Source organism: Streptomyces sp. NPDC090442 (genome assembly GCF_044769405.1).
Taxonomy (GTDB): Bacteria; Actinomycetota; Actinomycetes; order Streptomycetales; family Streptomycetaceae; genus Streptomyces.
The window spans coordinates 1-24,541 of sequence record NZ_JBIVXW010000020.1 but is presented as its reverse complement, the minus strand read 5'-3'; the positions used below and the strand labels follow the sequence as shown (position 1 = coordinate 24,541).

At 73.0% G+C, this 24,541-nt stretch carries 25 protein-coding genes; 24 read left to right on the top strand and 1 reads right to left on the bottom strand.

Annotated elements, in window-relative coordinates:
* Window positions 1–48 precede the first annotated feature (48 nt).
* Window positions 49–1,269, bottom strand: coding sequence for a sensor histidine kinase (locus ACIQU6_RS16360; protein WP_403482294.1), 1,221 nt, complete (start codon window positions 1,267–1,269; stop codon window positions 49–51).
* A 147-nt stretch (window positions 1,270–1,416) separates the two neighbouring features.
* Between ACIQU6_RS16360 and ACIQU6_RS16355 the strand changes: the two genes are divergently transcribed.
* The 24 genes from ACIQU6_RS16355 to ACIQU6_RS16240 all read left to right on the top strand — a co-directional run bounded on the left by ACIQU6_RS16355 (window position 1,417) and on the right by ACIQU6_RS16240 (window position 23,593).
* The gene (locus ACIQU6_RS16355) at window positions 1,417–2,538 is read left to right on the top strand and encodes a secretion protein snm4 (RefSeq protein ID WP_403482293.1); all 1,122 of its coding nucleotides are present in this window, start codon (window positions 1,417–1,419) and stop codon (window positions 2,536–2,538) included.
* Between the two features lie 538 nt (window positions 2,539–3,076).
* Window positions 3,077–4,351 carry a hypothetical protein gene (locus tag ACIQU6_RS16350; protein WP_403482292.1) on the top strand — a complete coding sequence of 425 codons (1,275 nt, stop codon included), beginning with the start codon at window positions 3,077–3,079 and terminating at the stop codon, window positions 4,349–4,351.
* A gap of 259 nt (window positions 4,352–4,610) precedes the next feature.
* Window positions 4,611–5,012 (top strand): NADH-quinone oxidoreductase subunit A, encoded by a 402-nt coding sequence (locus ACIQU6_RS16345; RefSeq protein WP_403482291.1) that lies wholly within the window; start codon window positions 4,611–4,613, stop codon window positions 5,010–5,012.
* A complete protein-coding gene (locus ACIQU6_RS16340) occupies window positions 5,003–5,653 on the top strand; it encodes an NADH-quinone oxidoreductase subunit B (protein WP_403482290.1) in 651 nt (216 codons plus the stop codon). The genes ACIQU6_RS16345 and ACIQU6_RS16340 overlap by 10 nt, the downstream gene beginning before the upstream one ends.
* Window positions 5,650–6,810 carry an NADH-quinone oxidoreductase subunit C gene (locus ACIQU6_RS16335; RefSeq protein ID WP_403482289.1) on the top strand — a complete coding sequence of 387 codons (1,161 nt, stop codon included), beginning with the start codon at window positions 5,650–5,652 and terminating at the stop codon, window positions 6,808–6,810. The genes ACIQU6_RS16340 and ACIQU6_RS16335 overlap by 4 nt, the downstream gene beginning before the upstream one ends.
* Complete coding sequence (locus ACIQU6_RS16330; RefSeq protein WP_403482288.1) at window positions 6,807–7,772, top strand: NADH-quinone oxidoreductase subunit H; 966 nt, start codon at window positions 6,807–6,809, stop codon at window positions 7,770–7,772. Before ACIQU6_RS16335 ends, ACIQU6_RS16330 begins: the two co-directional genes overlap by 4 nt.
* Before the next feature lie 2 nt (window positions 7,773–7,774).
* Window positions 7,775–8,359: a NuoI/complex I 23 kDa subunit family protein gene (locus ACIQU6_RS16325; protein WP_403482287.1), complete on the top strand. Its 585-nt coding sequence runs from the start codon at window positions 7,775–7,777 to the stop codon at window positions 8,357–8,359.
* Window positions 8,356–8,946, top strand: coding sequence for an NADH-quinone oxidoreductase subunit J (locus ACIQU6_RS16320; RefSeq protein ID WP_403482286.1), 591 nt, complete (start codon window positions 8,356–8,358; stop codon window positions 8,944–8,946). Before ACIQU6_RS16325 ends, ACIQU6_RS16320 begins: the two co-directional genes overlap by 4 nt.
* Window positions 8,946–9,323, top strand: a complete 378-nt coding sequence (gene nuoK / locus ACIQU6_RS16315; RefSeq protein WP_403482285.1) for an NADH-quinone oxidoreductase subunit NuoK — start codon at window positions 8,946–8,948, stop codon at window positions 9,321–9,323. Before ACIQU6_RS16320 ends, nuoK begins: the two co-directional genes overlap by 1 nt.
* The gene (locus tag ACIQU6_RS16310; RefSeq protein ID WP_403482284.1) at window positions 9,320–11,359 is read left to right on the top strand and encodes an NADH-quinone oxidoreductase subunit L; all 2,040 of its coding nucleotides are present in this window, start codon (window positions 9,320–9,322) and stop codon (window positions 11,357–11,359) included. Before nuoK ends, ACIQU6_RS16310 begins: the two co-directional genes overlap by 4 nt.
* 17 nt (window positions 11,360–11,376) lie before the next feature.
* Complete coding sequence (locus ACIQU6_RS16305) at window positions 11,377–12,966, top strand: NuoM family protein (RefSeq protein ID WP_403482375.1); 1,590 nt, start codon at window positions 11,377–11,379, stop codon at window positions 12,964–12,966.
* Window positions 12,966–14,489, top strand: coding sequence for an NADH-quinone oxidoreductase subunit N (locus ACIQU6_RS16300; RefSeq protein WP_403482283.1), 1,524 nt, complete (start codon window positions 12,966–12,968; stop codon window positions 14,487–14,489). Before ACIQU6_RS16305 ends, ACIQU6_RS16300 begins: the two co-directional genes overlap by 1 nt.
* A gap of 222 nt (window positions 14,490–14,711) precedes the next feature.
* The gene (gene htpX, locus ACIQU6_RS16295) at window positions 14,712–15,581 is read left to right on the top strand and encodes a zinc metalloprotease HtpX (protein ID WP_403482282.1); all 870 of its coding nucleotides are present in this window, start codon (window positions 14,712–14,714) and stop codon (window positions 15,579–15,581) included.
* Between the two features lie 118 nt (window positions 15,582–15,699).
* A complete protein-coding gene (locus ACIQU6_RS16290) occupies window positions 15,700–16,092 on the top strand; it encodes a YccF domain-containing protein (RefSeq protein WP_403482281.1) in 393 nt (130 codons plus the stop codon).
* A 117-nt stretch (window positions 16,093–16,209) separates the two neighbouring features.
* Complete coding sequence (locus ACIQU6_RS16285; protein WP_403482280.1) at window positions 16,210–16,845, top strand: hypothetical protein; 636 nt, start codon at window positions 16,210–16,212, stop codon at window positions 16,843–16,845.
* A 592-nt stretch (window positions 16,846–17,437) separates the two neighbouring features.
* A complete protein-coding gene (locus tag ACIQU6_RS16280; RefSeq protein WP_403482279.1) occupies window positions 17,438–18,043 on the top strand; it encodes a hypothetical protein in 606 nt (201 codons plus the stop codon).
* Between the two features lie 456 nt (window positions 18,044–18,499).
* Window positions 18,500–19,738 carry a helix-turn-helix domain-containing protein gene (locus ACIQU6_RS16275; RefSeq protein ID WP_403482278.1) on the top strand — a complete coding sequence of 413 codons (1,239 nt, stop codon included), beginning with the start codon at window positions 18,500–18,502 and terminating at the stop codon, window positions 19,736–19,738.
* A gap of 137 nt (window positions 19,739–19,875) precedes the next feature.
* A complete protein-coding gene (locus ACIQU6_RS16270; RefSeq protein ID WP_403482277.1) occupies window positions 19,876–20,325 on the top strand; it encodes a recombinase family protein in 450 nt (149 codons plus the stop codon).
* On the top strand, window positions 20,322–20,573 hold the full coding sequence (locus tag ACIQU6_RS16265; RefSeq protein ID WP_403482276.1) for a hypothetical protein: 252 nt from the start codon (window positions 20,322–20,324) through the stop codon (window positions 20,571–20,573). Before ACIQU6_RS16270 ends, ACIQU6_RS16265 begins: the two co-directional genes overlap by 4 nt.
* Before the next feature lie 184 nt (window positions 20,574–20,757).
* Window positions 20,758–21,174 carry a hypothetical protein gene (locus ACIQU6_RS16260; protein ID WP_403482275.1) on the top strand — a complete coding sequence of 139 codons (417 nt, stop codon included), beginning with the start codon at window positions 20,758–20,760 and terminating at the stop codon, window positions 21,172–21,174.
* 5 nt (window positions 21,175–21,179) lie between these two features.
* Window positions 21,180–21,797 (top strand): hypothetical protein, encoded by a 618-nt coding sequence (locus ACIQU6_RS16255; RefSeq protein ID WP_403482274.1) that lies wholly within the window; start codon window positions 21,180–21,182, stop codon window positions 21,795–21,797.
* The gene (locus ACIQU6_RS16250; RefSeq protein ID WP_403482273.1) at window positions 21,767–22,654 is read left to right on the top strand and encodes a protein kinase; all 888 of its coding nucleotides are present in this window, start codon (window positions 21,767–21,769) and stop codon (window positions 22,652–22,654) included. The genes ACIQU6_RS16255 and ACIQU6_RS16250 overlap by 31 nt, the downstream gene beginning before the upstream one ends.
* A complete protein-coding gene (locus ACIQU6_RS16245; protein ID WP_403482272.1) occupies window positions 22,651–23,145 on the top strand; it encodes a GNAT family N-acetyltransferase in 495 nt (164 codons plus the stop codon). The genes ACIQU6_RS16250 and ACIQU6_RS16245 overlap by 4 nt, the downstream gene beginning before the upstream one ends.
* Window positions 23,146–23,380: 235 nt before the next feature.
* Window positions 23,381–23,593 (top strand): hypothetical protein, encoded by a 213-nt coding sequence (locus ACIQU6_RS16240; RefSeq protein ID WP_403482271.1) that lies wholly within the window; start codon window positions 23,381–23,383, stop codon window positions 23,591–23,593.
* The last annotated feature ends 948 nt before the right edge of the window (window positions 23,594–24,541 follow it).

Here is a 24,541-nt window from a genome sequence, read left to right as displayed (position 1 = left end):
GCTGCTCGCAGTCTTCCGCCGGGGGTTTTCCCCACCCCGGCACCGGGGTCAGCGCCCGCCGGCGCCCGGTCGCTCCGCGGCAACCGCGGGCCGCTGCCGCCACGGCACCTCCGCGGTCACCCGGGTCGGCCCGCCGTCCGGCGAGTCCAGCACGAACAGCCCGTCCACGGCCCCCAGTCGGTCCGCCAGCCCGGCCATCCCGCTGCCGCCGTCGAGCCGCGCCCCGCCCCGCCCGTCGTCGTGCACCTGGACCAGCAGCCGGTCCCGGGACCGCCACACCTCCACCGAAGCGCGCCGCGCCCCGCTGTGCTTGGAGACGTTCTGGAGCAGCTCGGAGACGGTGAAGTAGACGATCCCCTCGATCGCCGGGGCGGGCCGCTCGGTCAGGTCCACGGAGGTGGTGACCGGCACCGTGCAGCGCCCGGCCAACGAGGCCAGCGCGGGCCCCAGTCCGCGGTCGGTGAGGATCGCCGGGTGGATGCCGCGGGCCAGGTCGCGCAGTTCCTGGAGGGCCAGCTTCACCTCGCCGTGCGCCTCCTCCACCATCGCCGCCACGGTCTCGTCGGCCTGCCCCTCCAGCAGCTTCTCCTTCGCCAGGCCGAGGCCCATGGCGAGCGCCACCAGCCGGGCCTGCGCGCCGTCGTGCAGGTCCCGCTCGATCCGGCGCAGATCGGCCGCCGCGGTGTCGGTGACCACCATCCGGTCCGACTCCAGCTCGGCGATCCGCCGCTCCAACTCGTCGGACGGGGACAGCAGTCCGCGCACCATCACCCGGTCCGCGTTGGACAGCCAGCGCGCCACCCACGGCAGCACCGGCCAGGCCACGAACAGCGACACCAGGGTCACCGTGAAGGTGAAGATCCCCCACGGCAGCCGGACCACGGCGAACAGCGCGTGCCGCCAGGCCACCGGGTCCGTCAGGCGCGCCCACAGCCAGCCGAAGAAGCCGCGCTCCCGGGCGTGCGGCGGGCTCGGCTCGGCCACCGTCACCCCGAGCCAGGCGCGCGCCCGGGTCCGCTCCAGCTTCCCGTAGAGCCGACAGGCCATCAGACCCGAGGCCAGCAGCGGCAGTCCGACGACGGTGAGCGAGAGCCCCACCCCCAGCACCAGCCACACCACGAGCACCGCGAACGCGGCGACGTCCAGCGGGAGGTTCACCAGCAGATAGCCGATCTCCCGCCAGGTCCAGCCGCTGAGCGGGGCCCGCGGCGGCGGGAGCGCCACCGACTCGGTGTCGTCGGCGGCAGTGAGCTGGGATCTTTCCGTCATGCGCCCAGCTTGCCGGGGTCCGCGGCCGACTGCCATGGGGTTCGTCGGGTGGCGGGTGGGGGGTTTGCCCCACCCGCCGTGCGCGGGGCCCGGGTTGGCGCGGGACGCTGTGGACAGCGTGCGGCCGCGGGCCCGTATGGTGTTGCGGTGCGAAACGGCCGCGTGGACATGACGAGTGCGACGACGGGCGCGGCCGCGGGCCCGGGACGGCGCGGCGACGACGGCCGGCCCACGACGGGACCCGCCGCCACCCCCCGCCCCCCGGCCCCCGCCGGCCGGCGCTGGGACGACCGCGGCCGGAACCGGACCGCGGCCCTGGCCGGCGCGCTGCTCGCCGCCGTCGCCGGGATCTGCGCGACCACCTGGTACGGCGCCGACGCCGCCCTCTGGCTCGGCGCCGCGGCCGTCGGGTGCGCGGGCGGCGGCGCGGCGCTCACCGCGGCGCCCGGCCGCCGCCCCGTCGGCACCGCCCTGCTGCTGACCGGCGGCACCCTCGGCCTCGTCGCCGCCTGGCAGGCCGCGCCCGGCGCCGCCCGGCTCGCGGCCACCGGACTCACCGCCGCGGCCGCCCTGGCGCTGCTCGGCCTCCGCACCCGGCTGGGGCGCGGCGGCCTCACCGGCGCGGCCGCGGTCGTGCTCGCGGTGGCCGGTTGGGAGCTGGCGCTGGCCCTGACCGACCCGGTCCGCACCGGCGTCGTCCTTGGCTTCCTCGCCGTCCTGGCCCTCGGGGCGCTGCCCCGGCTCGCCCTGCGCACGGCCGGACTGACCGGGTGGGACGAGAAGCACGCGGGCGGCGCCCCGGTCAGCCGCCACCAGGTGGCCGCCGCGCTCGCCGCCACCCACCAGGGGCTGGCCCCGGCCACGGTGGCCACGGCCGCCTCCGCCGGCGCGGCCGGCGTCCTCGTGGCGGGCGCGCCCGGCCCCTGGCCGGTGCTCACCGCCCTGCTGCTCGCCGTCGTGCTGTTCTCCCGGGCCCGCGCCTACCCCCTGGCCGTGCAGGTGGTCGCCCTGCTCGCCGCCGGAACGGCCGTGTGCGTACGGCTCGTTCTGCTCTGCGCGACGGACGGCGGCGCCCCGGCGCTCGCCCTGGTCGCGCTCGGACTGCTGGCGGCGCTGCCCCTGGTGGCGCTCGCCGTCCGCCTCCCGGACCCGCTGCGCAACCGGCTGCGGCGCTGGCTGGACGTGGTGGAGTCGGTGAGCACGGTGGCGCTGATCCCGGTGGGCCTCGGCGCGTTCGGGCTCTACGGGACGCTGCTGGGTGGCGCGTGACGAGGGGAGGCCCGGTGGCGGCGGAGGCGACGGGGAGTTCCTGTGAAGACCCGGCGGCGCGGGAACGTTCCGGCCGGCCCGGGGAGTTCGGAAGGCGGGGGCGGTGACTGCGGCGAGTACGGAAGGCGTGGGGGGAAGGGCAGTGGACGTGGCGAACGGCAACGGTGCCCCCACTTCGGGCGGTTCGGGCGGTGGCGAGGGTGCGGGCGGTGCGGCGGTGACGGGTGGGGCGCCGGGCGCGCTGCCCGCCGCGGTGCCGATGCCGCCGGCCGCCCCGGCGCCGGGCCCGACCCCTGTCCCGGTGCCGACCCGACCGGTGCCGGTCACGGCCGAACCGTCCCCGTTCGACCCGCCGCCGGCGCCGGTGCACACGTCCCCACCGATGCCCGCGCCCGTTCCCGGGGCCGCTCCGGTTCCCGCGCCCGTGCCCGTCAACCCGGCCGTGGCGCCGGCCGGTTCGGCCCCGGCGGCGACTGCCCCGCTCCCGGTGACCGCCCCGCCTCCGACGGCGGCCCCGCAGGCCCCGTCCGCTCCACCCGTGGCCCCGTCCCCGGCCGCCGCCCCACTGCCCCCGGTGGCGCCGACGCCGCCTCCCGGACCCGCTGCGCCCGCCCCCGGCTCCTACGGGCGCGCCGGGATGCCCGCGCGCACGCCCGTCTCCGTGCCGTTGCTGCCGCCCGAGTTGGCCGACGGGCAACCCCGACCGCGGCGTGGCGACCCGCTGCCCCGGCGCGCCGGCCGGGCCCTGCGCCGGGTGTTCGCCTCCTCGCCGGCCGCCGAGTCCGCCGCCCTGACCCGGGCCGCGTCCGCCATCCAGCAGCCGGTCTCCAGCGGCCGGCAGATCGCGGTGTCCAGCATCCGCGGCGGCGCCGGCAAGTCCACCGTCGCCGCCCTGCTCGCGCTGACCTTCGCGCACTACCGCCCCGACCCGGTGCTCGCCGTCGAGGCCGACCCGGCGCTGGGCACGCTCCCGCACCGGCTCGGCGCCCGCGAGGTCCGCTGGTCGGGCTCCGACCTCGCGCAGATCCTCGACCCGTCGATGCTGATCACGGATCTGACGGGCTATCTCCTGCCGTTCGCCGGCGGCGGCTGGCTGCTGCCCGGCAGCCAGGGCGCCATCGGCACCCGCCTGGACATCGACACCTATCGCGTGGTGATGACCTCGCTGCGCCGCCACTTCGCCGCCACGGTGGTGGACTGCGAGACGCTGCCCGCCGAGGTCGCGCGCACCGCGCTGGTGACCACCCAGGCGCGGGTCCTGGTCACCCCGGCGACCCCGGAGGGCGTGGCCGCCACCCGTTCCGTACTGGACTGGATCGGCGGTCTGCACCCCGGACTGCTGCCGACCGCGGTCGTGGTGCTCACCCACTCCTCGCCCGACAGCGGCGTCGACGTCCGCAAGGCCGCCGCGCATCTGGGCGCCGGCGGCGCCGCGGTGCTGCCGCTGCCGTACGACCGCCACCTGGCGGCGGGCGGCGCCATCCGCACCGAGCTGCTGGGGGCCCGCACCCGCGAGGCCGCGGCGCGGATCGCGGCCGAGGCCATGGACCGCGCGGTCTCCCGCGACCCGTCCCGCCGCCAACAGCGACAGCAACAACACCAATCGCAGCAGCAACAACCGGCGCCCGCGCAGCCGCCCACCCAGGGGGCCGCCCCACACCCGGCTCCGCCCCCGGCGCCGCAGGGCTACCCCCAGGCCCAACAGGCCCAACAGCCGTCGGTATCCCAGCAGCCCCAGATGCCCTCGCACCCCCAGGCGCCACCCCGGCCGGCCGACCCCCGCACCCCGTACGGCGGCGGCACCCCGCGCTGACCGGCGGCCGCCGCCCCGCCCCGGCCGCACTCCGATCCCGCCCATCGGACGTTCCCCGTCCGCAGCGTGAGACGCCGCAGGAGGCAACCAGGTCGTCCGTCTACGCTGCCGGCCACCCAGGTCGGGCGAAGCCGGGGCAACCCCGGCTCCCCGTGACGATGCGGCTGCGGGGCGGGGTCGGCGCAGGGCCTAGACTCCGGTCCGTACAGATCGTGTAAAAGTCGTTTCAAGAAGCGCAGTCAGGGAGCGAGGGGCGGACGTGCCGGACGCGACCGTACGCACCACCGTCGCCGCGGACTATTTCCAGGGCTACTCGGCCGTCGGGATCATCGCCGTGGTCGGCGTGCTGTTCGTCGCCGTGGCCTTCGGGGCCGGGCGGCTGCTGCGGCCCGTGGTGCCCACCCCGGAGAAGCTGCTGACGTACGAGTGCGGCGTCGACCCGGTCGGCGAGGGCTGGGCACACACCCAGGTCCGCTACTACGTCTACGCCTTCCTCTACGTCGTCTTCGCCGTCGACTCGATCTTCCTCTTCCCCTGGGCGACGGTCTTCGCCGCCCCGGGATTCGGCGGTGTGACGCTGGTGGAGATGTTCATCTTCCTCGGCTTCCTCGCCGTCGGCCTGCTCTACGCGTACAAGAAGGGCGTCCTGGAATGGACGTGACCCCCGCCCCCACCGGCCCCGAGGCCGCGCCCGGGAGCGCCGCCCCCGTGCCCCTGCCGGAGCCCCGGCGCCTCGGCGCGCTGGCCCGGCTCGCCCCCGAACCCATGAAGGTGGTCCTCAACTGGGGCCGCCGCTACAGCCTGTGGGTCTTCAACTTCGGACTGGCCTGCTGCGCCATCGAGTTCATCGCCGCGTCCATGGCCCGGCACGACTTCATCCGGCTCGGCGTGATCCCGTTCGCGCCCGGCCCGCGCCAGGCCGACCTGATGGTCGTCTCCGGCACCGTCACCGACAAGATGGCGCCCGCGGTCAAGCGGCTCTACGAGCAGATGCCCGAGCCGAAGTACGTCATCTCCTTCGGCGCCTGCTCCAACTGCGGCGGCCCGTACTGGGATTCGTACTCGGTCACCAAGGGCGTGGACCAGATCATCCCGGTCGACGTGTACGTCCCCGGCTGCCCGCCGCGGCCGGAGGCGCTGCTCCAGGGCATCCTCAAGCTCCAGGAGAAGATCGCCCGCGAGTCGCTCGGCGAGCGCTACTCGCGCACCGCCCGGCCGTCCGCCGCCGCCCTCCGCAGCGGCCTGGTGGCCCCGCCGGCCGCCCCGACCGCCCCGGCGAACGCGGGGGAGGAGCCCCGATGACGCAGCAGCCGGAACAGCCCGAGCGGCCGGCCGAGGACGTGGCCGCCGAGCCGGCCGCCGAGCCGGTCGTCGGCTGGCTGCCGGGCCCGGCCGGTGAGCTCTTCGGGGCCGGCGCCACCGCGGAACTCGCCTACGACCTGCTGACCGTCGACGTCCCGGCCGACGCCTGGACCGCCGCGCTGACCACCGCCCGCGACGCCCTCGGCTGCAGCTATTTCGACTGGCTGAGCGCCGTGGACGAGCCCGGCACCGGCTTCCGGATCTGCGCCCACCTCGTCGACGTGACGCGCCCCGGCGCCGTCCGCCGGCTGGTCGTGCGGACCACCGTGCCGCACGACGCGCCCGCGCTGCCCACCGCCGTGGGCGTCTTCGCGGGCGCCGGCTGGCACGAGCGGGAGACCCACGAGATGTTCGGCGTGGACTTCACCGGCCATCCGCACCTGGTGCCGCTGCTGTTGCCGGAGACCTTCGAGGGCCACCCGCTGCGCAAGGACTTCGTGCTGGCGGCGCGGGTCGCCAAGGCGTGGCCCGGCGCCAAGGAGCCGGGCGAATCCGAGCACGGGGGCCCCAAGCGGCGGCAGATGTTGCCGCCGGGGGTCCCGGACCCCAACGAATGGGGGCCGCTCAAGGGCCAGTTGCCGGCCGCCCCGGCGCGACCGGCCCGGGGCGCACGGGCGGCCGGCGCCGCCGGCGAGCGCCCGCCCCGGCGCACCCGTTCCGTGAGCGCCGGCTCGGCGAGCCAGCAGACGACGGACACCGAGCCGGCCGCCGGAGCGGGCACGGAGGCGGACGCCGCGACCGGTGCGCCGGTCGAACGCCCGGCCCGCGCGGCCCGCCCGGACCGGCCGCCGCGCCGCAACCGCTCCGTGAGCCAGGGCTCGGTCAGCCAACAGCCGGCGACCGGGGCCACCCCGGAGGACCCCGCCCCCAAGGGCCCGGCCCCCGAGGACCCCGCGCCCCCGCGTTCCTCCGACGCGCCCTGGCACCACGCCCGCCCGGCGTTCGACGAGGCCGGGGCGGAGCCGCAGGACGGCCCCGAGCCGCCGCGGAAGCCCCAAGAGCCCCGGCCCGCACCGGAAGCGTCCCCCCGACCCCCCGGCGAAGCCGACCGCACCGACGCCGACCGCACCGACGACGAAGGAGGCGACACCCCATGAGCGACACCCTCGCCCTGGTGCTGCGCCTGCTCGCGGTCTTCGTGGTCTTCCTGGTCTTCCCGCTGGTCATCGGCCAGACCGAGCACAAGGTCATGGCCCACATGCAGGGCCGCCTCGGCCCCATGTACGCCGGCGGCTTCCACGGCTGGGCCCAACTCGTCGCCGACGGCGTCAAGTTCGCGCAGAAGGAGGACGTCGTCCCGGCCGGCGCCGACCGGCGGATCTTCCAACTCGCGCCCGCGGTCGCCCTGTTGCCGTACCTGCTGGTCATGGTCGCGATCCCGATCGGGCCGGGCAACGCCGTCGGGCAGGCCCTGGACGCGGGCATCTTCTTCGTGCTCGCCGTCATGGGCGTCGGCGTGCTCGGCTCGCTGATGGCGGGCTGGGCGTCGGCCAACAAGTTCTCCCTGCTCGGCGGCCTGCGGACGGCCGCGCAGCTGCTCGCCTACGAGCTGCCGATGCTGCTGGCCGCCGCCTCCGTCGCGATGGCCGCCGGCACCCTCTCGCTGCCCGGCATCCTCGACGCCTTCCACTGGTGGTGGGTGCCCTGGCAGCTCATCGGCGGCGTGGTGTTCTTCACCGCCGGACTCGCCGAGCTCCAGCGGCCCCCGTTCGACATGCCGGTCGCCGACTCCGAGATCATCTTCGGCGCGTACACCGAGTACACCGGCCTGCGCTTCGCGCTCTTCCTGCTCGCCGAGTACGCCGGCATCGTCGTGCTCAGCGCGCTGACCGCGGTCCTCTTCCTGGGCGGCTGGCACGGCCCGTTCGGCGCCGACGGCCTGGGCTGGCTGTGGACGCTGGTGAAGACCGTGGCACTCAGCTTCGTCGTCATCTGGCTGCGGGTCACCTACCCGCGGCTGCGCGAGGACCAGCTCCAGAAGCTGGCCTGGACGGTCCTGATCCCGCTCGCGCTCGCCCAGATCGCCCTCACCGGCGTCATCAAGGTGGTGATCTCCTAGCCATGGGCATCCCCGGATCCGGCCTGGCCAAGGGCCTGGCCGTCACGCTCCGCACCATGACGCGGAAGTCCGTCACCGCGCAGTACCCGGACGTCCAGCCCGACCTCGCGCCCCGCACCCGCGGCGTCATCGGGCTGTTCGAGGAGAACTGCACGGTCTGCATGCTGTGCGCCCGCGAGTGCCCCGACTGGTGCATCTACATCGACTCCCACAAGGAGACGGTGCCGCCGGCCGCCCCCGGGGGCCGCGAACGCAGCCGGAACGTGCTCGACCGCTTCGCCATCGACTTCGCGCTGTGCATGTACTGCGGGATCTGCATCGAGGTCTGCCCCTTCGACGCGCTGTTCTGGTCGCCGGAGTTCGAGTACGCCGAGACCGACATCCGCGAGCTGACCCACGAGCGCGACAAGCTGCGCGAGTGGATGTGGACGGTGCCCGAGCCGCCCGCGCTGGACCCGGCGGCCGAGGAGCCCAAGGAGATCGCCGCCGCCCGTAAGACCGCGGACAAGCTGGTCGCCCAACAGGCCGCCGCCGCACCGGAACAGCAGACCACCGCTGACGACACCACCAAGGGGGAGGGAACGTGACGCTCGCCGCCGCAAGCCACGGCTTCCTCTCGCCCACCGGCGTCGAGATCGCCTTCGTCCTCGTCGGCCTCGCCACCCTCGGCGCGGCGCTGGTGACCGTCACCTCCCGGCAGTTGGTGCACGCCGCGCTGTGGCTGGTGGTCGCCCTCGGCGGGATCGCCGTGGAGTACCTCCTGCTCACCGCCGAGTTCATCGCCTGGGTGCAGGTGCTGATCTACGTCGGGTCGGTGGTCGTGCTGCTGCTCTTCGGGCTGATGCTCACCAAGGCGCCCATCGGCCCCTCGCCGGACGCCGACTCGGGCAACCGCTGGGCCGCGCTCACCGTGGCCGGCGCCTCGGCCGCGGTCCTGGTCTGGGTCGTCGTCGACGCCTTCCGCGCCACCTGGATCGACCTCGACGGGGCCGTCCAGGGCTCCTCCGAGGTCTCCGGGCGCAGCCTGTTCCGCTTCTGGGTGCTGCCCTTCGAGGCGCTCTCCGTCCTGCTGCTCGCCGCGCTCGTCGGCGCGATCGTGCTGTCCCGCCGGGGCGGCGGTGCCAAGGGCGCCGCCGAGACCTCGGCCCCCGCCGCGGGGGAGGGGCGGCACTGATGCATCTCGCCTACCCGGCGGTCCTCGCCGTCCTCCTCTTCTGCACCGGCCTGTACGGCGTGCTCGCGCGCCGCAACGCGATCCTGGTGCTGATGTCCGTCGAGCTGATGCTCAACGCCGTCAACCTCAACCTCGTCGCCTTCGACGTCTGGCTGCGCGACGCCCTGCACGGCGGCCAGGCGCTCACCCTCTTCACCATCGCCGTCGCCGCCGCCGAGATCGGCATCGGGCTGGCGATCGTGCTGCTCGTCTACCGCAACCGCGGCAGCTCCGACATCGACCGGCTCCGCGACCTCGCCGAGCGGCCGGCCGGACCGGACACCGCGGACGGATCGGCCGCGGCCCCCTCGGACACCGGGGCGGAGGCCACCGCGTGACGCTCACGACCACCGCCGTACTCGTCCCCCTCCTGCCCTTCCTCGGGGCCGTCGCCGGCCTCCTCATGGGGCGGCGCTCGCCCGGCTTCGTCCGCCCGCTGGCGGTGCTGCCGACGCTCGCCGCGGCGGTCCTGACCGTCGCCGTCGCCGTCGGCCAGGGCGGCGGCCCGGCCACCGACGTCGCCACCCGGCTCACCCCGACCGGCTCGCTCCCCATCGACCTGGCGCTGCACGTCGACGGCTTCGCCGCCCTGATCGCCGTCCTCGTCGGCACCGTGGCGACCTGCGTGCAGATCTACTCCACGGCCTATCTGCGCGACGATCCGCGCTACCCCTCCTACGCCGCGCTGGTCTCGCTCTTCACCTCCGCGATGCTGCTGGTCGTCTACACCGGCGACCTGATGGTGCTGCTGGTCGGCTGGGAGGTCATGGGCATCTGCTCGTACTTCCTCGTCGGCCACTACTGGGAGACCGAGGCCGCCCGCACCGCCTCCCTCAAGGCGTTCCTCGTCACCAAACTGGGCGACGTGCCGTTCCTCTTCGGCATCTTCGCGCTGGCCGCCGACACCGGGACCTTCCGGATCACCGGCATCCTCGGCCACATCGCCCGTGACGGCCTGCACCACCCGACGCTGATCGCGCTGCTGCTGCTGGCCGGCGTCGCGGGCAAGTCGGCGCAGTTCCCGCTGCACACCTGGCTGCCGGACGCGATGGCCGGCCCGACGCCGGTCTCCGCGCTCATCCACGCCGCGACGATGGTCGCCGCCGGTGTCTACGTCGTGGCCCGCCTCCTCCCGGTCTTCGCCGCCTCCGCGGCGGCGCTGATCGTGCTCGCCGCCCTGGCCGCGGTGACCATGGTCGGCTCCGCCCTGGCCGCGCTCGCCCAAGACGACATCAAACGCGTGCTGGCCTACTCGACCGTCGGCCAACTCGGCTACATGACCGGCGCGCTGGCCGTCGGCGACCGCGGCGCCGCCGTCTTCCACCTGCTGTCGCACGGTGCGTTCAAGGCCCTCCTCTTCCTCGGCGCGGGCGTGGTCATCCACGCCGCCGGCACCAACTCGCTCTCCGCGATGTCCCGGATGAGCGGCCTGGCCCGTCGCATCCCGGACGCCGCCTGGACGCTGGGCGTCGCCCTGCTCGCCCTCGCCGCGATCCCGCCGTTCGCCGGCTTCTTCTCCAAGGAGGCCGTGCTGGGCGCGGCCGAGCACGCCGCCACCGGCCACGCGACCGGCATCCCCGGCGCCGCCGGCTGGACCGTGCTGCTCTCCGGTCTGCTCACCGCCCTCCTCACCGCCGCCTACGCCACCCGACTGTGGCTGCTGACCTTCCACGGCACCGGCCCCGAGGTCCCCGACCACGGTCCCCAACCGCGCGCCATGACCGGCGTCCTGTGGGTGCTCTTCATCCCCACCGTCGGCCTCGGACTGGCCGCCCCCCTCCTGCCCGCCTGGTTCGACGGGCGCTCGCTCGCCCCGACCACCACCACCGCCGTCCTCGGCACCGGCGTGGCCCTCATCGGCGGCCTGATGACCTACGCCGCCTGGCGCCACACCCACCCGTCGCCCGACCACCGCCCCTCAACGAGCCGCTCCGCGGCGCCCCCTTCGTCTGCCCTCGCCACCCGCACCCCCGCCGGAGCGGTGGCGCTGGCCGACGACGCCGCCCCCGCCCTCGCCGAGGAACTGGCCATCGTCAGCCACCCCCCGGCCCCCGGCGCCGCGGACCCGGCCGACCCCGGCCGGCTCCTCCTCGGCCCGCTGCACCGCCACGCCGCCGCCGGCTTCCACCTCGACGCGGTCTACTCCGCGCTGTTCGTCCGGCCCACCCGGGCGGCCGCGACCCTGGTCCGCTTCCTGGACCGCGCGGTCGTCGACACCTACGTCGCCGGCGCCGGCGCCGCCCCCCGCTGGCTGGGCGCCGCGGTCCGCCGCGCCCAGACCGGGAACGTGCAGACCTACCTCGGGGCGCTGCTGGCCGGCGCGCTCGTCCTGGCCATCGCCGCCGTCCTCGTCGCTACGGGCACGGGAGCCTGACCGTGAACCACACCGCCATGCAGATCCTCCTCGCGGGCGCCGTCGTCCTCCCCCTGGTCGGCGCGCTCGCCGCCCTGCTGCCGGCCCCGCCCGGCCTGAGGGGGAAGAACCCCGACCAGGCCGTACTGCGCCACGGCGTGACCGTCACCGGCGTGGTGCTCGTCGCGACCCTCGCGCTGGCCGCCGGCTTCGACCGCGGTCACCCGGCGCGTATGCAGGCCACCACCGACCTCAGGTGGATCCCGGCGCTCGGCATCCGCGTGCACCTCGGCATCGACGGCATCTCGCTCCCCCTCCTCGTCCTGAGCGCGCTGCTGACCTTCCTCTGCGCCCTCTACAGCTACTTCAAGATGCCAACGGGCCCGTCCCCCAAGGCATTTGTGGCGCTGCTCCTCGTCCTGGAATCCGGCACCCTCGCGACCTTCGCGGTGCTGGACCTGGTGCTGTTCTTCCTCGCCTTCGAGATGGTCCTCATCCCGATGTACTTCCTCATCGCCCGCTGGGGCGGCGCCGGCCGCCAGGCGGCCGCTTGGAAGTTCATCCTCTACACGCTGCTCGGCTCCGTCGTGATGCTGCTCGGCCTCCTCCTCATCGGGCTGAAATCCGGCACCTTCGACATGGTCGCACTGGCCACTGACAACGGCCCGAAAACCCAGCTCAGCCACACCGTTCAGGTCATCGCGGTGCTCGCCGTCGGCATCGGACTGGCCGTCAAGTCCCCGATGTGGCCGCTGCACAGCTGGCTGCCGGACGCGCACACCGCGGCCCCCACCGCCGGCTCGGTCCTGCTGGCCGGCGTCCTGCTGAAGATGGGCACCTACGGCTTCGTCCGGATCGCGCTGCCGATCACCCCCGACGGCCTGCACACCCTCGCGCCCTACCTCGGCGCGCTGGCCGCCGTCGGCATCGTCTACGGCTCGCTGGCCTGCCTCGCCCTGGTCCGCTCCGGAGGCAGCGGCGACCTCAAGCGCCTGATCGCCTACAGCTCCGTCGGCCACATGGGCTTCGTCCTGCTCGGCATCGCCACCATGACCCCCACCGGCGTCAACGGCGCGCTGTTCGCCAACATCGCGCACGGCCTGATCACCGGCCTGCTCTTCTTCCTCGTCGGCGGCCTCAAGGACCGCCTGGGCAGCACCGACCTGGACACCCTCTCGGGCACCACCGGCGCCGCCCTCTACGGCCGCGCCCCCCGCCTCGGCGGACTGCTCGCCTTCGCCGCCGTCGCCTCCCTCGGCCTGCCCGGACTGGCCGGCTTCTGGGGCGAGATGCTGACGATGTTCGGCGCCTACCACCCGGCCGCCGGCCTCAGCCGTCCCGCCTTCCTCACGTTCATGGCGCTGGCCGGCCTCGGCACCCTGCTGACCGCCGCGTACCTGCTGCTGGTCGTCCGCCGGGTCTGCATGGGCGGCACCCTCAAGGCCGCGACCGCCCCCGGCGAGACCGGCGGGCCGGCCCCCGCCCCCGCCGTCCCCGACCTCGCCCGCTACGAGTACGCGGCCTGGGGCCCCCTCGCCGCCCTCACCGTCCTCGCCGGACTGTGGCCCGCGGCCCTCCTCGGCCTCACGAACCCGGCCGTCCAGCAGCTCCTCGGAGGCGGTAAGTGATGAGTCAGGCCACCTCGCTGGTCCAGTCCGTCGACTGGCTCGCCATCGCCCCGCCCACCCTGACCGCGGCCGTCGCCTTGGTGGTGCTGGTCGCCGACCTCTTCCTGCCGGCCGGCCGCAAGCACCTGTTGGGCTGGTGCGCGACCGCCGGCCTGGTTGCCGCCGCGCTCCTGCTGCTGCCCCTCCTGGACGGCCACCGCCGCACCTTCTGCCTGACCGGCCAGCCGCAGGCGTGCAGCTACGCGGCCGACCACTTCACCCTGATCGTCCAGTTCCTGGTGCTCGGCGGCGCGCTGCTGACCGCCCTGCTGTCCATCGACACCCTCAAGGACCACGACCTGCCCGCGGGGGAGTACTGGTTCCTGCTGCTCTCCTCGGCCGCCGGCGCCGCCCTGCTGCCCGCCGCCCGGGACCTGGCCACCCTGGTCATCGCCCTGGAGGTCGCCTCGCTGCCCGCGTTCGCCCTGGTCGGGCTGCGCCGCGGCGACCGGCTCTCCTCCGAGGCGGCGCTGAAGTTCTTCCTCTCCTCGGTGGCCGCCACCGCCGTGATGCTCCTCGGCGTGAGCTTCGTCTACGCGGCCACCGGGAGCCTGCACCTGTCCCGGGTGGCGCACGCCCTCGCCGCCCTCCCGGACCCGCGGCTGGCCACCCTGGCCAGCGCTGGCGTCGCGCTCACCCTGGTCGGCTTCGCCTTCAAGACCGCCGCCGCCCCCTTCCACTTCTGGGTGCCGGACACCTACGTCGGCGCCCCGCTGCCGATCGCCGCGTACCTCTCCGTCGTCGGCAAGGCCGTCGGCTTCTCCGGCCTGATCCTCGTCACCGTCCAGGGCTTCCCCTCGTACGCGAACGTCTGGGGCCCGGCGCTGGCCGTGCTCGCCGCGCTCACCATGACCGTCGGCAACGCCGCGGCGCTCCGCCAGGACCCGGCCCGCGCCCACAGCGCCGTCCGCCTCCTGGCCTGGTCCTCCGTCGGGCAGGCCGGCTACCTGCTGGTCCCGATCGCCGCCGCTGGCTACGCCCACGACCCCGCGCACGCCGTCGGCGCCACCGTCGCCTACGCCCTGATGTACGCCGCGGTGAACCTCGGGGCGTTCGCCGTCGCCGCCCTGGTGTCCCGCACCAGCCCCGCCAACCGCCTCGCCGACTACCGGGGCCTCTACCACCGCCGTCCCCTGGTGGCACTCGCCCTCGGCTTCTTCCTTCTCTGCCTGGCGGGCCTGCCCCCGGGCATCATCGGCCTGTTCGCCAAGGTGACGGTCTTCTCCTCGGTCGTCGACGCCGGCCTGGGCTGGCTCGCCGTCGTCATGGCCGTCAACGTCGTGATCGCGCTGTACTACTACCTCCAGTGGACGGCGGTCCTCTTCCGGCCGGCGACGGCCCCGGCCGACGGGACCGCCGAGCAGCCCCCGGCCCGGATCCCGGCCGCCCTCGGCACCGCCCTGGCGCTGGCGACCGCGCTGGGCGTCGTCCTCTCCGGCGCCCCCCAACTCGTCCTCCGCTTCGCCGCCGGCGCCCTCCTGTAGGACCCCGCGCCGCCCCTCGGGCGGGCCCGCGGCGCCGGTCGCGGCGGCCGGGAGCCCGCCCGCCGCGACCGGTCCCCCTAAGGGCACCCCCGCCCGCCCCTGACCAGGCACGCCCGGGGAACCACGCCCGCCCCTCTCGCGTTGACCAGTGAGTAAGGGTCCACTGGAGAGTGGAGAAACGCAGCCAAGGGTTCCCCTGCCGCACCACCTGGAGGGCGTACCGTGCACCGCCGGCACAACGGGCTCAGGACCGCCGTACTCCTCGGGGGACTGTCCGCACTCATCATCGTCATCGGCAGCTTCTTCGGCCGCACCGGCCTGATCGCCGCCGTCCTGATCGCCGTGGGCACCAACGCCTACGCGTACTGGAACAGCGACAAGCTGGCCCTGCGGGCGATGCGGGCCCGCCCGGTCAGCGAGTTCGAGGCGCCACAGCTCTACCGCATGGTCCGCGAGCTCTCCACCGCCGCCCGCCAACCCATGCCCCGGCTCTACATCTCCCCGACCCAGGCGCCCAACGCCTTCGCCACCGGCCGCAACCCCCGTAACGCCGCGGTCTGTTGCACCGACGGCATCCTCCAGATACTCGACGAGCGCGAGCTGCGCGGCGTCATCGGCCACGAGCTCAGCCACGTCTACAACCGCGACATCCTGATCTCCTCCGTCGCCGGCGCGCTGGCCTCGGTCGTGATGTTCCTGGTCAACTTCGCCTGGCTGATCCCGGTGGGCCGCTCCGACGATGACGACGAGGGCCCGGGCCTGATCGGGATGTTGCTGATCATGCTCCTCGGCCCGATCGCGGCCTCGCTGATCCAGCTCGCCGTCAGCCGCTCCCGTGAGTACCAGGCCGACGCCTCCGGCGCCCAACTCACCGGCGACCCGCTCGCGCTGGCCTCCGCGCTCCGCAAGCTGGAGCGCGGCACCCAGCAGCTCCCGCTGCCCCCCGAGCCCCGCCTGGAGACCGCCAGCCACATGATGATCGCCAACCCGTTCCGCCCCGGAGAGGGCCTGACCCGCCTCTTCTCCACCCACCCGCCGATGCCCGAGCGCATCGCCCGCCTGGAACAGATGGCCGGCCACCACCGCCCCTGACGGCGCCCCGGGTCACTCCTTCGGGGACCGGTGCCCCGGCGACGCAACGTTCCACCAGGTCGCTCGCGTCTTGGACGGCGGAACCACTCACCACCCCGCCCGTGGAAGGCTGCCGATCATGAAGTTCATCCTCAACGTCCTCTGGTTGATCCTCAGCGGTCTCTGGATGGCGATCGGCTACGTCGTCGCCGGAATCATCTGCTGCGTCCTGATCGTCACCATCCCGTTCGGCATCGCCAGCTTCCGCATCGCCGGCTATGCCCTGTGGCCGTTCGGCCGGACGACCGTCGAGCGGCGTGACGCCGGCGCCGGTTCGGTGATCGGCAACATCATCTGGGTCGTCTTCGCCGGCTGGTGGCTGGCGCTCGGCCACATCGTCACCGGCATCGCCCTGTGCGTGACGATCATCGGCATCCCGTTCGGCATCGCCAACTTCAAGATGGTCCCGCTCTCGCTGCTCCCCCTGGGCCGCGAAATCGTCCCCACGGACCAGCCGTTCGCCACCCGTTGACCGGCGGCGGGCGGTGCCGTTGCGTGCATTAGTCGCCCGTTAGCGGAACGCCAGCCCCGTCCCCGAAGCTGATTGCCGTCCGGGAACGAGACGAGAGCAACCGCAACGGGAGACCCGATGAACACCGCCACCGCCACCAACCGCTTCCGCGGCCGCGCCGGCCGCCGCCTCGCCGCCGCCCTCGTCGCCGCCGCTGCGCTTGGCCTGGGAGCCACGGCCTGCGGGCCGGACTCCGGGGCGGCGGCCCCCGCCGGCTCCCCGGCCCCTGCCGGCTCCCCGGCCCCGTCCGACGCGCAGCACGCCTCGAACCCGCCCGCGGACAACTCCGGTGCGCAGGGCCAGAACGGCGGCAGGACGGCGCCGTCCGCCGCCCGGGGCGCCACCTCCGGGGGCGGCGGCCACACCGGCGCCAGCTCCGCCCCCGCCGGCGGCGGCGTCGCCCACGCGGGCAGCCACCGCACCTTCGTCGGCAAGCTGGAGTACCTCGCGCCCGGCAAGCTGATCGTCAAGCCCGAGGGCGGCGGCATGGACCAGGCGTTCTACGTCGCCAACGACACGCGGATCCTCGGCGCGGCCGCGATCTGCTCCATCGACGACGGCCGCGTGACCATCGGCAAGGACGGCTACGGCACCTCCAAGTGCACCGAGGAGCAGCTGGAGAAGGCCGCGAAGACCAGCAGCGTGACCGTCCGCGTCACCATGGACCGCAAGTCCGGCGCCGCCGAGACGGTCGAGGAGAAGTACCACCCGTAAGCCGCGCCCCGCGCGCCCGGTGGGTCCTGTGCCCGCCGGGCGTACGGCCGTTGCGCGGCCCCGGGCCGACTCCCGTGCCCGGGAACGCCGTTGGGGCGGCGCGTCCCCGTGTCGCGCCGCCCCAACGGCTTCCCTGCGTGCCGCACGCCCCCACCGGGGGCGCGATCAGCGGTAGTTGACGAACTTCCCGCTTGATCGCCTGACCTGCGGTTTTGTGGCGGAAGGGTCCGTGAGCTGCGAAAACTACGTTCAGTAGTTGCCGCCGTTTTCCGGGCCCTTCCTGGCCCTTGTGCCCTGGGTGTGCCCTCAGGGCACGAGCGGTGCAGGAGGCTCGGGGCAAGATGCGATCCCGAACGGGATCACTGCCGGATGAACAGAATCACGCAACAAGGCCGATCCGGTTCAGCCGTTTCCATCTTGACGTCGCTTTGCCCGCTGGGACGCACGTGTGCCGTACTTATTTTCGAACTGTCGCCCATGGTGACTAACTCATCACTGGACTGAAAATCGTCTGGCCACGTGCAGTTGAGCACGGGAAGTCTGATCGTCGCATCAATGAACGGTGCAGCCACTTCAGTCCAGGAGGACGCTCGTGAAGAAGTCGCAACTGTCTCGCCCGCGGTGCGCACTGGCTCTGGCCGCAGCCGGGTGTGCCGCGGTGACAGTGCTCTCCATTCCCGGCGCGACCGCTCAGCCCGTTGCCACCCACCATGCGAGGGCCCAGTCGGCCGCGAGCACGCTGGCAGACCCTGTCGTGGACGGAAAGCCGTACTACCTCGTCGAGACGGTCTCGAACCGGGGTATCACTTTTGAGCAACACGGCAGGTGGGACTACGCGCTCCTGACCAACCAAGCGGGGTCGCGCGGAACGCCCCTGGTCTTCCACAAGCAGGACGACGGCACCTACACCATCACCTCCACGAGCTCCAACTGGGGCGGCTACACCACCTGGTGCACCAGCTTCGAGGGCGTCTACCTGGCGAAGCCTGGCGGTTGCGAGGTCCGCGGCTCCGATCGCTTTACCCTCACCCCCCACTCGCAGGGCTACATGATCACCCGGAAAACCCTCGGGGGCGCAAAGGAGTATGCGACCTACCCCAGTCCTAATCGGGGCGGCAAGGGCTGGCTGTCCATGGAGCCCAGCGTCTTTCCTAACTTCCGTGAATACGCCTACTTCAAGGCCATCCCCGCCGAGTAGGCGCAACACAGCCCACGCATGCAGCGATCACTTGCGCTGGCCGTGATCGCTCTTGCCGCGGGCATGTGCACGAGTAAATCCGGGACATGAGGAGAACCTCGGACTCTTCCCGCAACGACTGCGGCCGCCGGCTTCCAGGAACTGGCGGCCGTTGCGCATGCCAGCCGCCCGGGTGGTATGCGCAACGGCCGCTCGGAGGGAGGGGGATCGAGATCGAGCGTAAGACTGTCCGGCCTCGGTGGCCGCGAACGATGCGCAAGTCGCGTTCTCGAAGGGGAGCGCGGATCAGTGTGGGGCCTTGGTATCGCTGTCCCTCGCTGTCAACCGTTAGGAATTCCGTCCCATACGCCAACGGCCCGTCTCCGCAAGGTGAGGCGGGCCGAAGCGTGTCCCCGGAGCCTGGGGCGCGGGTACCTTCCGAAGTAGGCAGTAACGACCTGAAGGAGCACGGTAATTATGGCGCGGTGGTCCGACTACACGACAGGCGAGCGAATCAAGATCCTGCGGGGGCGGGAGATCCGGCAAACCGATCTTGCGGAGATGACCGGTCTATCCGTCGTGACCGTTCAGAAGGCGGAGCAGGACCGGGCGTTGAGCCTGCCGACGCTCCTGAAGATCGCGGACGCGCTCCGCGTCGACACCTCAGTGATCCTCGGCCAGCAGGCGCCGCGGCGGACGATGGACCGAGCGGACCGGTCCGTGATGCGGGCCCTGTCCTGCGCGGTGCACGACACGGCGGCCGGGGCGCTCCCGGACGTCGAGCATGTGCCGACGCTGGATGAGTTGGCGGAAATCACGGCCCGCTGCTGGGACTTGTACTGGCGGGGGCACTACACCGAGGCGGGTACGGTGGCGGCTCCGTTCGTCACGTCGGCCGCCGCGGCGGTGCACTCCGCGCCGGTGGGGGAGCAGGCGCGCGTGCTGGGGGCGCTTTCGGACGCGTACCGTGTCGCGGGATACGTGGCGAACCTGTTGGGGAACCGGGATCTCGCCTACGCGGCGATCGGTCATGCGCAGGCCACCGCGGAGCGGGCGAGTGATGACCTGCGGGCGGCGCTGGTGAAGTCGGGGCGCGCCTGGGTGTACTTGCGCGATGCCCGGCTGGCGGAGGCTCTGACGCTGGCGGAGCGGGCGGCGGTGGACATCGAGCCGCGATTCTCGACGGCCACGCCGGAGCAACTGACCGTGTACGGCAGCCACATCAACTTCGCGGCCGTGGTCGCCTCTCGGATGGGCGACAAAGATCGCACCGCCGACTACCTCAGCCAGAGCCACGCCGCCGGCGCGCGGATGGGGGCCGAGCACCGCGCGCACGGGACGCTGTTCGGGCCGGTCACGGCGACGACGCAGGCCGTCGGCGTCAACGTCTCTCTTGGGCAGGCAGGGAAGGCGCTACAACTCGCAGGCTCCATCCATGACGTCTCGCAGCTCACCCCGGCGGCGCGGAACCGGTATGCGATGGACAAGGCCATGGCGCAGGCAGACGCGAAGATGTGGGACGCGAGTTTGGACACGTTGGAAGCGGCACTGAGGGCTGCCCCGGAGTGGGGACGTCACCAGGCGTTGCCCGGGGTGATCGTGCAAAAGGTGGGGAAGGCGTCCACGGCGCGGCTACGGCGGGTTTCGGAGCTGATCGGCACGTCGGCGGCCGGCGCGGGTGGGTTTTTGCCGGCGACGGCACGAACCGCGCTCTGAGTGGTACGCGCCGGACGAGTTTTCCCAGTTGATTCCTCAACTGGCATACGGGGCGGACGACTTGAGCACTGACCACTCGTCGAAGTCATCCGCCCCGTATCTTCATGATGACCGTGTGTGGCGAGACGGTTGCGGGCATGGAGATATCCGCCTCCCGCCGAGTTCCGGTCGCGCTCTACGTCGCCACGGGTGAACAGGACGCCGCCGAACTCCTCGTCGACTACTGCCGGCAGTACGCCGCCTCTCGGGACTGGATCGCCGTCGAGGCCGTGACGGATACCGACCGCCAGGCTCCACTGGAGTCCCGGCCGGGCTGGGCACGCATCTGTGAGTTGGTGTCCGCTGCGGCGGTGCGCGGCGTCGTCACCTACAGCGCCACCATGCTCGCCGAGCCTGTACCCGAGTTCGAAGCCGTGCGCACTCGACTGCGCGACGGGGGCGTGTTCCTCGTCGCGGCGCGCTCGCTGATCGGTAACCCGACTGCGCCCACGCGCCGAACTCCCGGCCAGGTGGCCCGTCGCCAAGGCGTCGCCGACGCCGCCAGTGGCTACGAGGGGTGCGGGGCGGAGTGGGAGGCCCTCCAGTGAGCGCCGGCCCTTCCGAGGCGCAGGGCGCGCTCACGCTGCCGGAAGTCGGGGACCTCGTGACCGAGAACGAGACGGGCGCTAAGTGGGTCTGCACCGACATCGAGGCGCCGGGCGGGCCCGCCGCCCGGTGGGTGCTGCGCCCGCTGTTCGGCGGGGGCGCTGACGGGCAGCGGATCCGCAAGCTGCACCCGGTAGACGTCCAGGCGTACTCCGTGCTGCGACGCCGCGGCGAGTGGACGCGGTTGTGAGCGCCGTCTGCGACTGGCCGAACGGATATGGGCCTGGTGGCGATGGCCGAGGCCGTCGAGGCTCGGCGTGGTTGCCCCCGTAGCTCACCCGGCCGCCCCTGAACCCCGGCGGCCCGTCGGGAGAACAGAACAGCCCCGCAGGCCGCCGGCACCGCTCGAATCAACTCAACGAGAGGAGCGCATCATGAGCACCAAAACCGTGGAACAGGTCGAACTCGGCAAGTTCCTGGTGGTCACCGCCCGACAGTTCGACGCCGGGCGGACTGCCCCGGAGATGTTCTCTCCGGCCATCGACGCCGAATGGCACCGCCTTCTGAACACGCCGGACTATCAGGCGTTCTGCACCGAGCACGCCGGGCGTCCGATCGGGCACACGTCGAACGTGGGAACCGGCGAAATCTCCTGGGTCCGTGCCTACGAGGAACTGTTCGGGCCACTGCCGGAAATCTGGTTCACCGACCAGCACGGGCGCCTGGACCACGAGGGGTTAGGGCACTACCGGGAGACCGGGACCGTGGTCGCCGAATGGGACTGCTCGCCGGCCCCCGGCGGCGACGACGTGGCCGCCCCCGCGCGGCAGACGGTGGCAGCAACCCTGTGACCGCCATGTCGGTTGGCGGAGCGCTCCGGCCCAGTGCCGGGGCGCTCCGCCTCATCGCGCCCCGCACCATCACCCCCAGGGCGGACGTCGACGCCTACGTGCGAGCCGTGGCTGCCCACTGCCCCTACCTCGCCCCCTCCCTCGACCGCGGCCTGACCGGCTGGACGCTTTACGAAGCCGTGGGCGCTCCCGCGGATGTCGAGGCCGAGGTGTTCCACGCCGCTGTGCAAGCGGCTGAATGGGTCCGGCCGTTGGTGGCCCGTGCCCATGGCGCGTTCGTGTGCGAGAACGTCGCCGTCCTGGGCGCGGGACGGGAGGTGTTGCAGTGGCCGCACTGGGCCCTGAAGCACCTGTACGGGCCGGTGGGCTTGATGATCGGCAAGTTCGCCGCAGGGGAGGAGCGCGCCGACCGCAGCGGCCGCAGTATCCCGCCACCGCCGGTTTCGTTCCTCCCGGTGCGGGCTGCTATCAGGCCCCGTGACGGCCGGTTCCTGCAACGCACCCCGAAACTGGCCGCTGCCATGACGTCCGCGAGGGACGACGGCCGCGACGTGTTCAGCCAACTCGGCCACGACTGGAAGGACATCAGACTATGGGCGCAGCACCTCCCGCCGAGGCAGTAACAGCTCTGGAGCACCTGTTGGGCCCGGTCACCTGCAACCTGCTCAGTGACCGGCGAGGCTCCCGGGCGTGGAAGGCCATCGGCCCCCGAGGCACTGCCGCGTTGAAGGCCAACAACCCCGAGGTCGCACCAGGCCGCGACAAGGCTGCGGAGATGGCCCAGGAAGACCGGCACCTCCTCGCCCTCACCGACGCGGGCGCCCTCAGTCCCGAATACCGGGTCGATGCTGGCGCGTGGGAGGGCGGCCGGTGGCTGGCGGTCCGCTGGATCGACGGAACACCCCTGTGGAACGCCCTGGCTCTGGCCCGCGGTTCCGAGGGCGACCGGCCCTCGGTACGGCCGTGGCTCCTAGGCATCGCCCGAACCTGGGCGGAGCAGCTTGAACGACTGCACGCCGCCGGTTGGGCCCACGCCGACGTGCAGCCCACCAACACCCTCGTGACCCGCGACGGCCGCGCCGCCATCTTCGACTTCGCCCTGTCGTGCGGGCCCGAGGAGGCGGGGCGGCTTCCGTACCGGGGCGCCCTGACCCACACCACCGCCCCCGAGATCGCCGACGCCCTCCTGACTACCCCCGACGACACCCACGTCCAGGCCCGACCGCCCGCTGACATCTGGGGACTGGCCGCATCCCTGTTCTGGTGCTGGACCGGACACCGCCCCATCCCCTACGCCGACGACACCCCGCGGATGGACAAACTCCGCGCCATCGCCGACGGGAAGCGCCTCCGCCTTGATGACGCCCGGCCGTGGCCCTTCCCAGTCTTCGAGGAGATCGTCACGGCGTGCATGGTGCCAGCCGCCGACGAGCGGCCCACCGCCGCCGACCTGGTCACCATCATCGAGGAAGCCCAGTGATCACGCTGCGGGACCTAGTCCCCGGCGACGCTGCGGCCGTGCAGAGGATCTACAGCGGCGCTTCCGTCACCTTCACTCGCGGCCACACCATGACCATCGAGGAAGCCACCACCTACGTCACCACCGCCATCGCCCAGGCCCGAGCAACTCCCCGCGAACGATGGTGCTTTGGCGTCACCGCCGGCGATGACCTGCTCGGGTTGATCAAGTTCCGGGACCGCGGCACCGGTCACGCCACCTTGAGCTACGTCCTGCGGGACGACAGTTGGGGTCGCGGGTACGGCACCGCCGCCGTCCAACAGGTCATCGCGTACGCGTTCACCACCACCCACTTGGACAGGCTGAGCGCCAAGCATCACCCCGACAACCCTGCCTCTGGCCGCGTGCTGGCCAAGGCCGGGTTCGCCCGCACCACGGTCTTCCTGGGCCGGATGGACGGTACGCCGGTGGCTTACCCCGTCTACGAAATCCACCGCACCCGGGGCGACTGACAGTTCAACCGCCCAGAACACCACACAGCAGCGCCCCGAGCAGGCCGCTTAGGCCCGGTCCGCTCGGGGCTCGCCGATACAGCTTGTAGGAGCTGAACGACGTATGCGCGATGCTATCGCCCGCGCCCTTGATTGGGTGCTCGCCTTACTTCCGTGGACCCGCCGACCCCGGCCCGGTCGGCACACCGCGGCCTACCTGGCAGCACAACCCGCGCCCACCCCCGAGCCTGCCTCTGTGGACGCTTGGTCCCGCCCTTGGACGGGACCAACCAAGGAGGAGGCGGCCGAGTTCTTCCGGCAGCGGGCCGAGACCACGCTCGAACTGCACGCGATCCGGGAGCGGCGACGTGCGGCAGTGCTCGCCACCATGGGGGTGGATTACCCGTACGTGTACGACGGTGCCCCGTTCCCTGTGTCTGCGTTCGCCGTGAAGGGGAGGGTCGCGTGACTGCTCACCGCCGGTTTGATCTGGCTCCCTCGGACCGGGCGGCGCCGTGCTACCGCTGTGGACTGCCAACCCGACTTCAGGTGCCGGTGGGGCGCGTTCTTGCTACCAGCGGCTCGGATATGACGCTGCATGCCTGCCCGAACTGCATCCAGCACTTCCGCGGAATCCTCACGTGCGACGCCCGGCAACCAGGATGGGGCAACGGGCCCGCCGTCGACCGCCGGTGCCTCCCGTGTGTACGCGACGTAGGCCACCAGGACGACCACGCAAATACCGTCGGCGATCAGTGGCCCCGAGGGCACGCCGCCATCTCCTGCTACCACTGCGGCGACGAGACCGAAGCGCCCGTTGCGGTCGGCTTCATACCGGCCACCAGCGGCCCCGGATACACCCTGCAAGCCTGCCCAGACTGCGCCATCTTGCTTGGCGCCGGGCCAACCCCCGACGACGTGATCCGGTAGCGCCGCAGTCCCCTACGGCCCCGCGCGGACCCTGTCCGGGCGGGGCTTCGTCGTGCCTGGCGGCGGGCGCCTATTCGGCGGGGTGGGGTGCGGCGTGCTAGGCGGTGATGGCGGTGCGTAGGTTGTTGTTGGGCACGCTTCCTGGTGAGGTCGCCGGGCTGCTGCGCGGCGGCTGACTGGAGCGCTGTTCCGCGCCCTGTCCGGCCCCGTGCGGGGCTACAACGTTGCGGTGACCATTTTGAGGTCGCTCTCAAAAAGGTCGATGCGCCGCTGGCGCAGTGTCGCGGCGGGGCATCCGCCGTGCGTCCCTGGCATGGCCGCGGCATTGTGATGCCGACGTCAAAATGGTGCCTGGTGGCGGGAACCTGCTGCGCGGTGCCGTGCAGCAGTCGCCCGACTTCATCAGTAGGCGGGCACACGTGGTCGGTGGGTTTGGTGGTTGACCTGCGGGAATGTCATGCGGGGCTGCCGGAGGCGTGTGTCCACG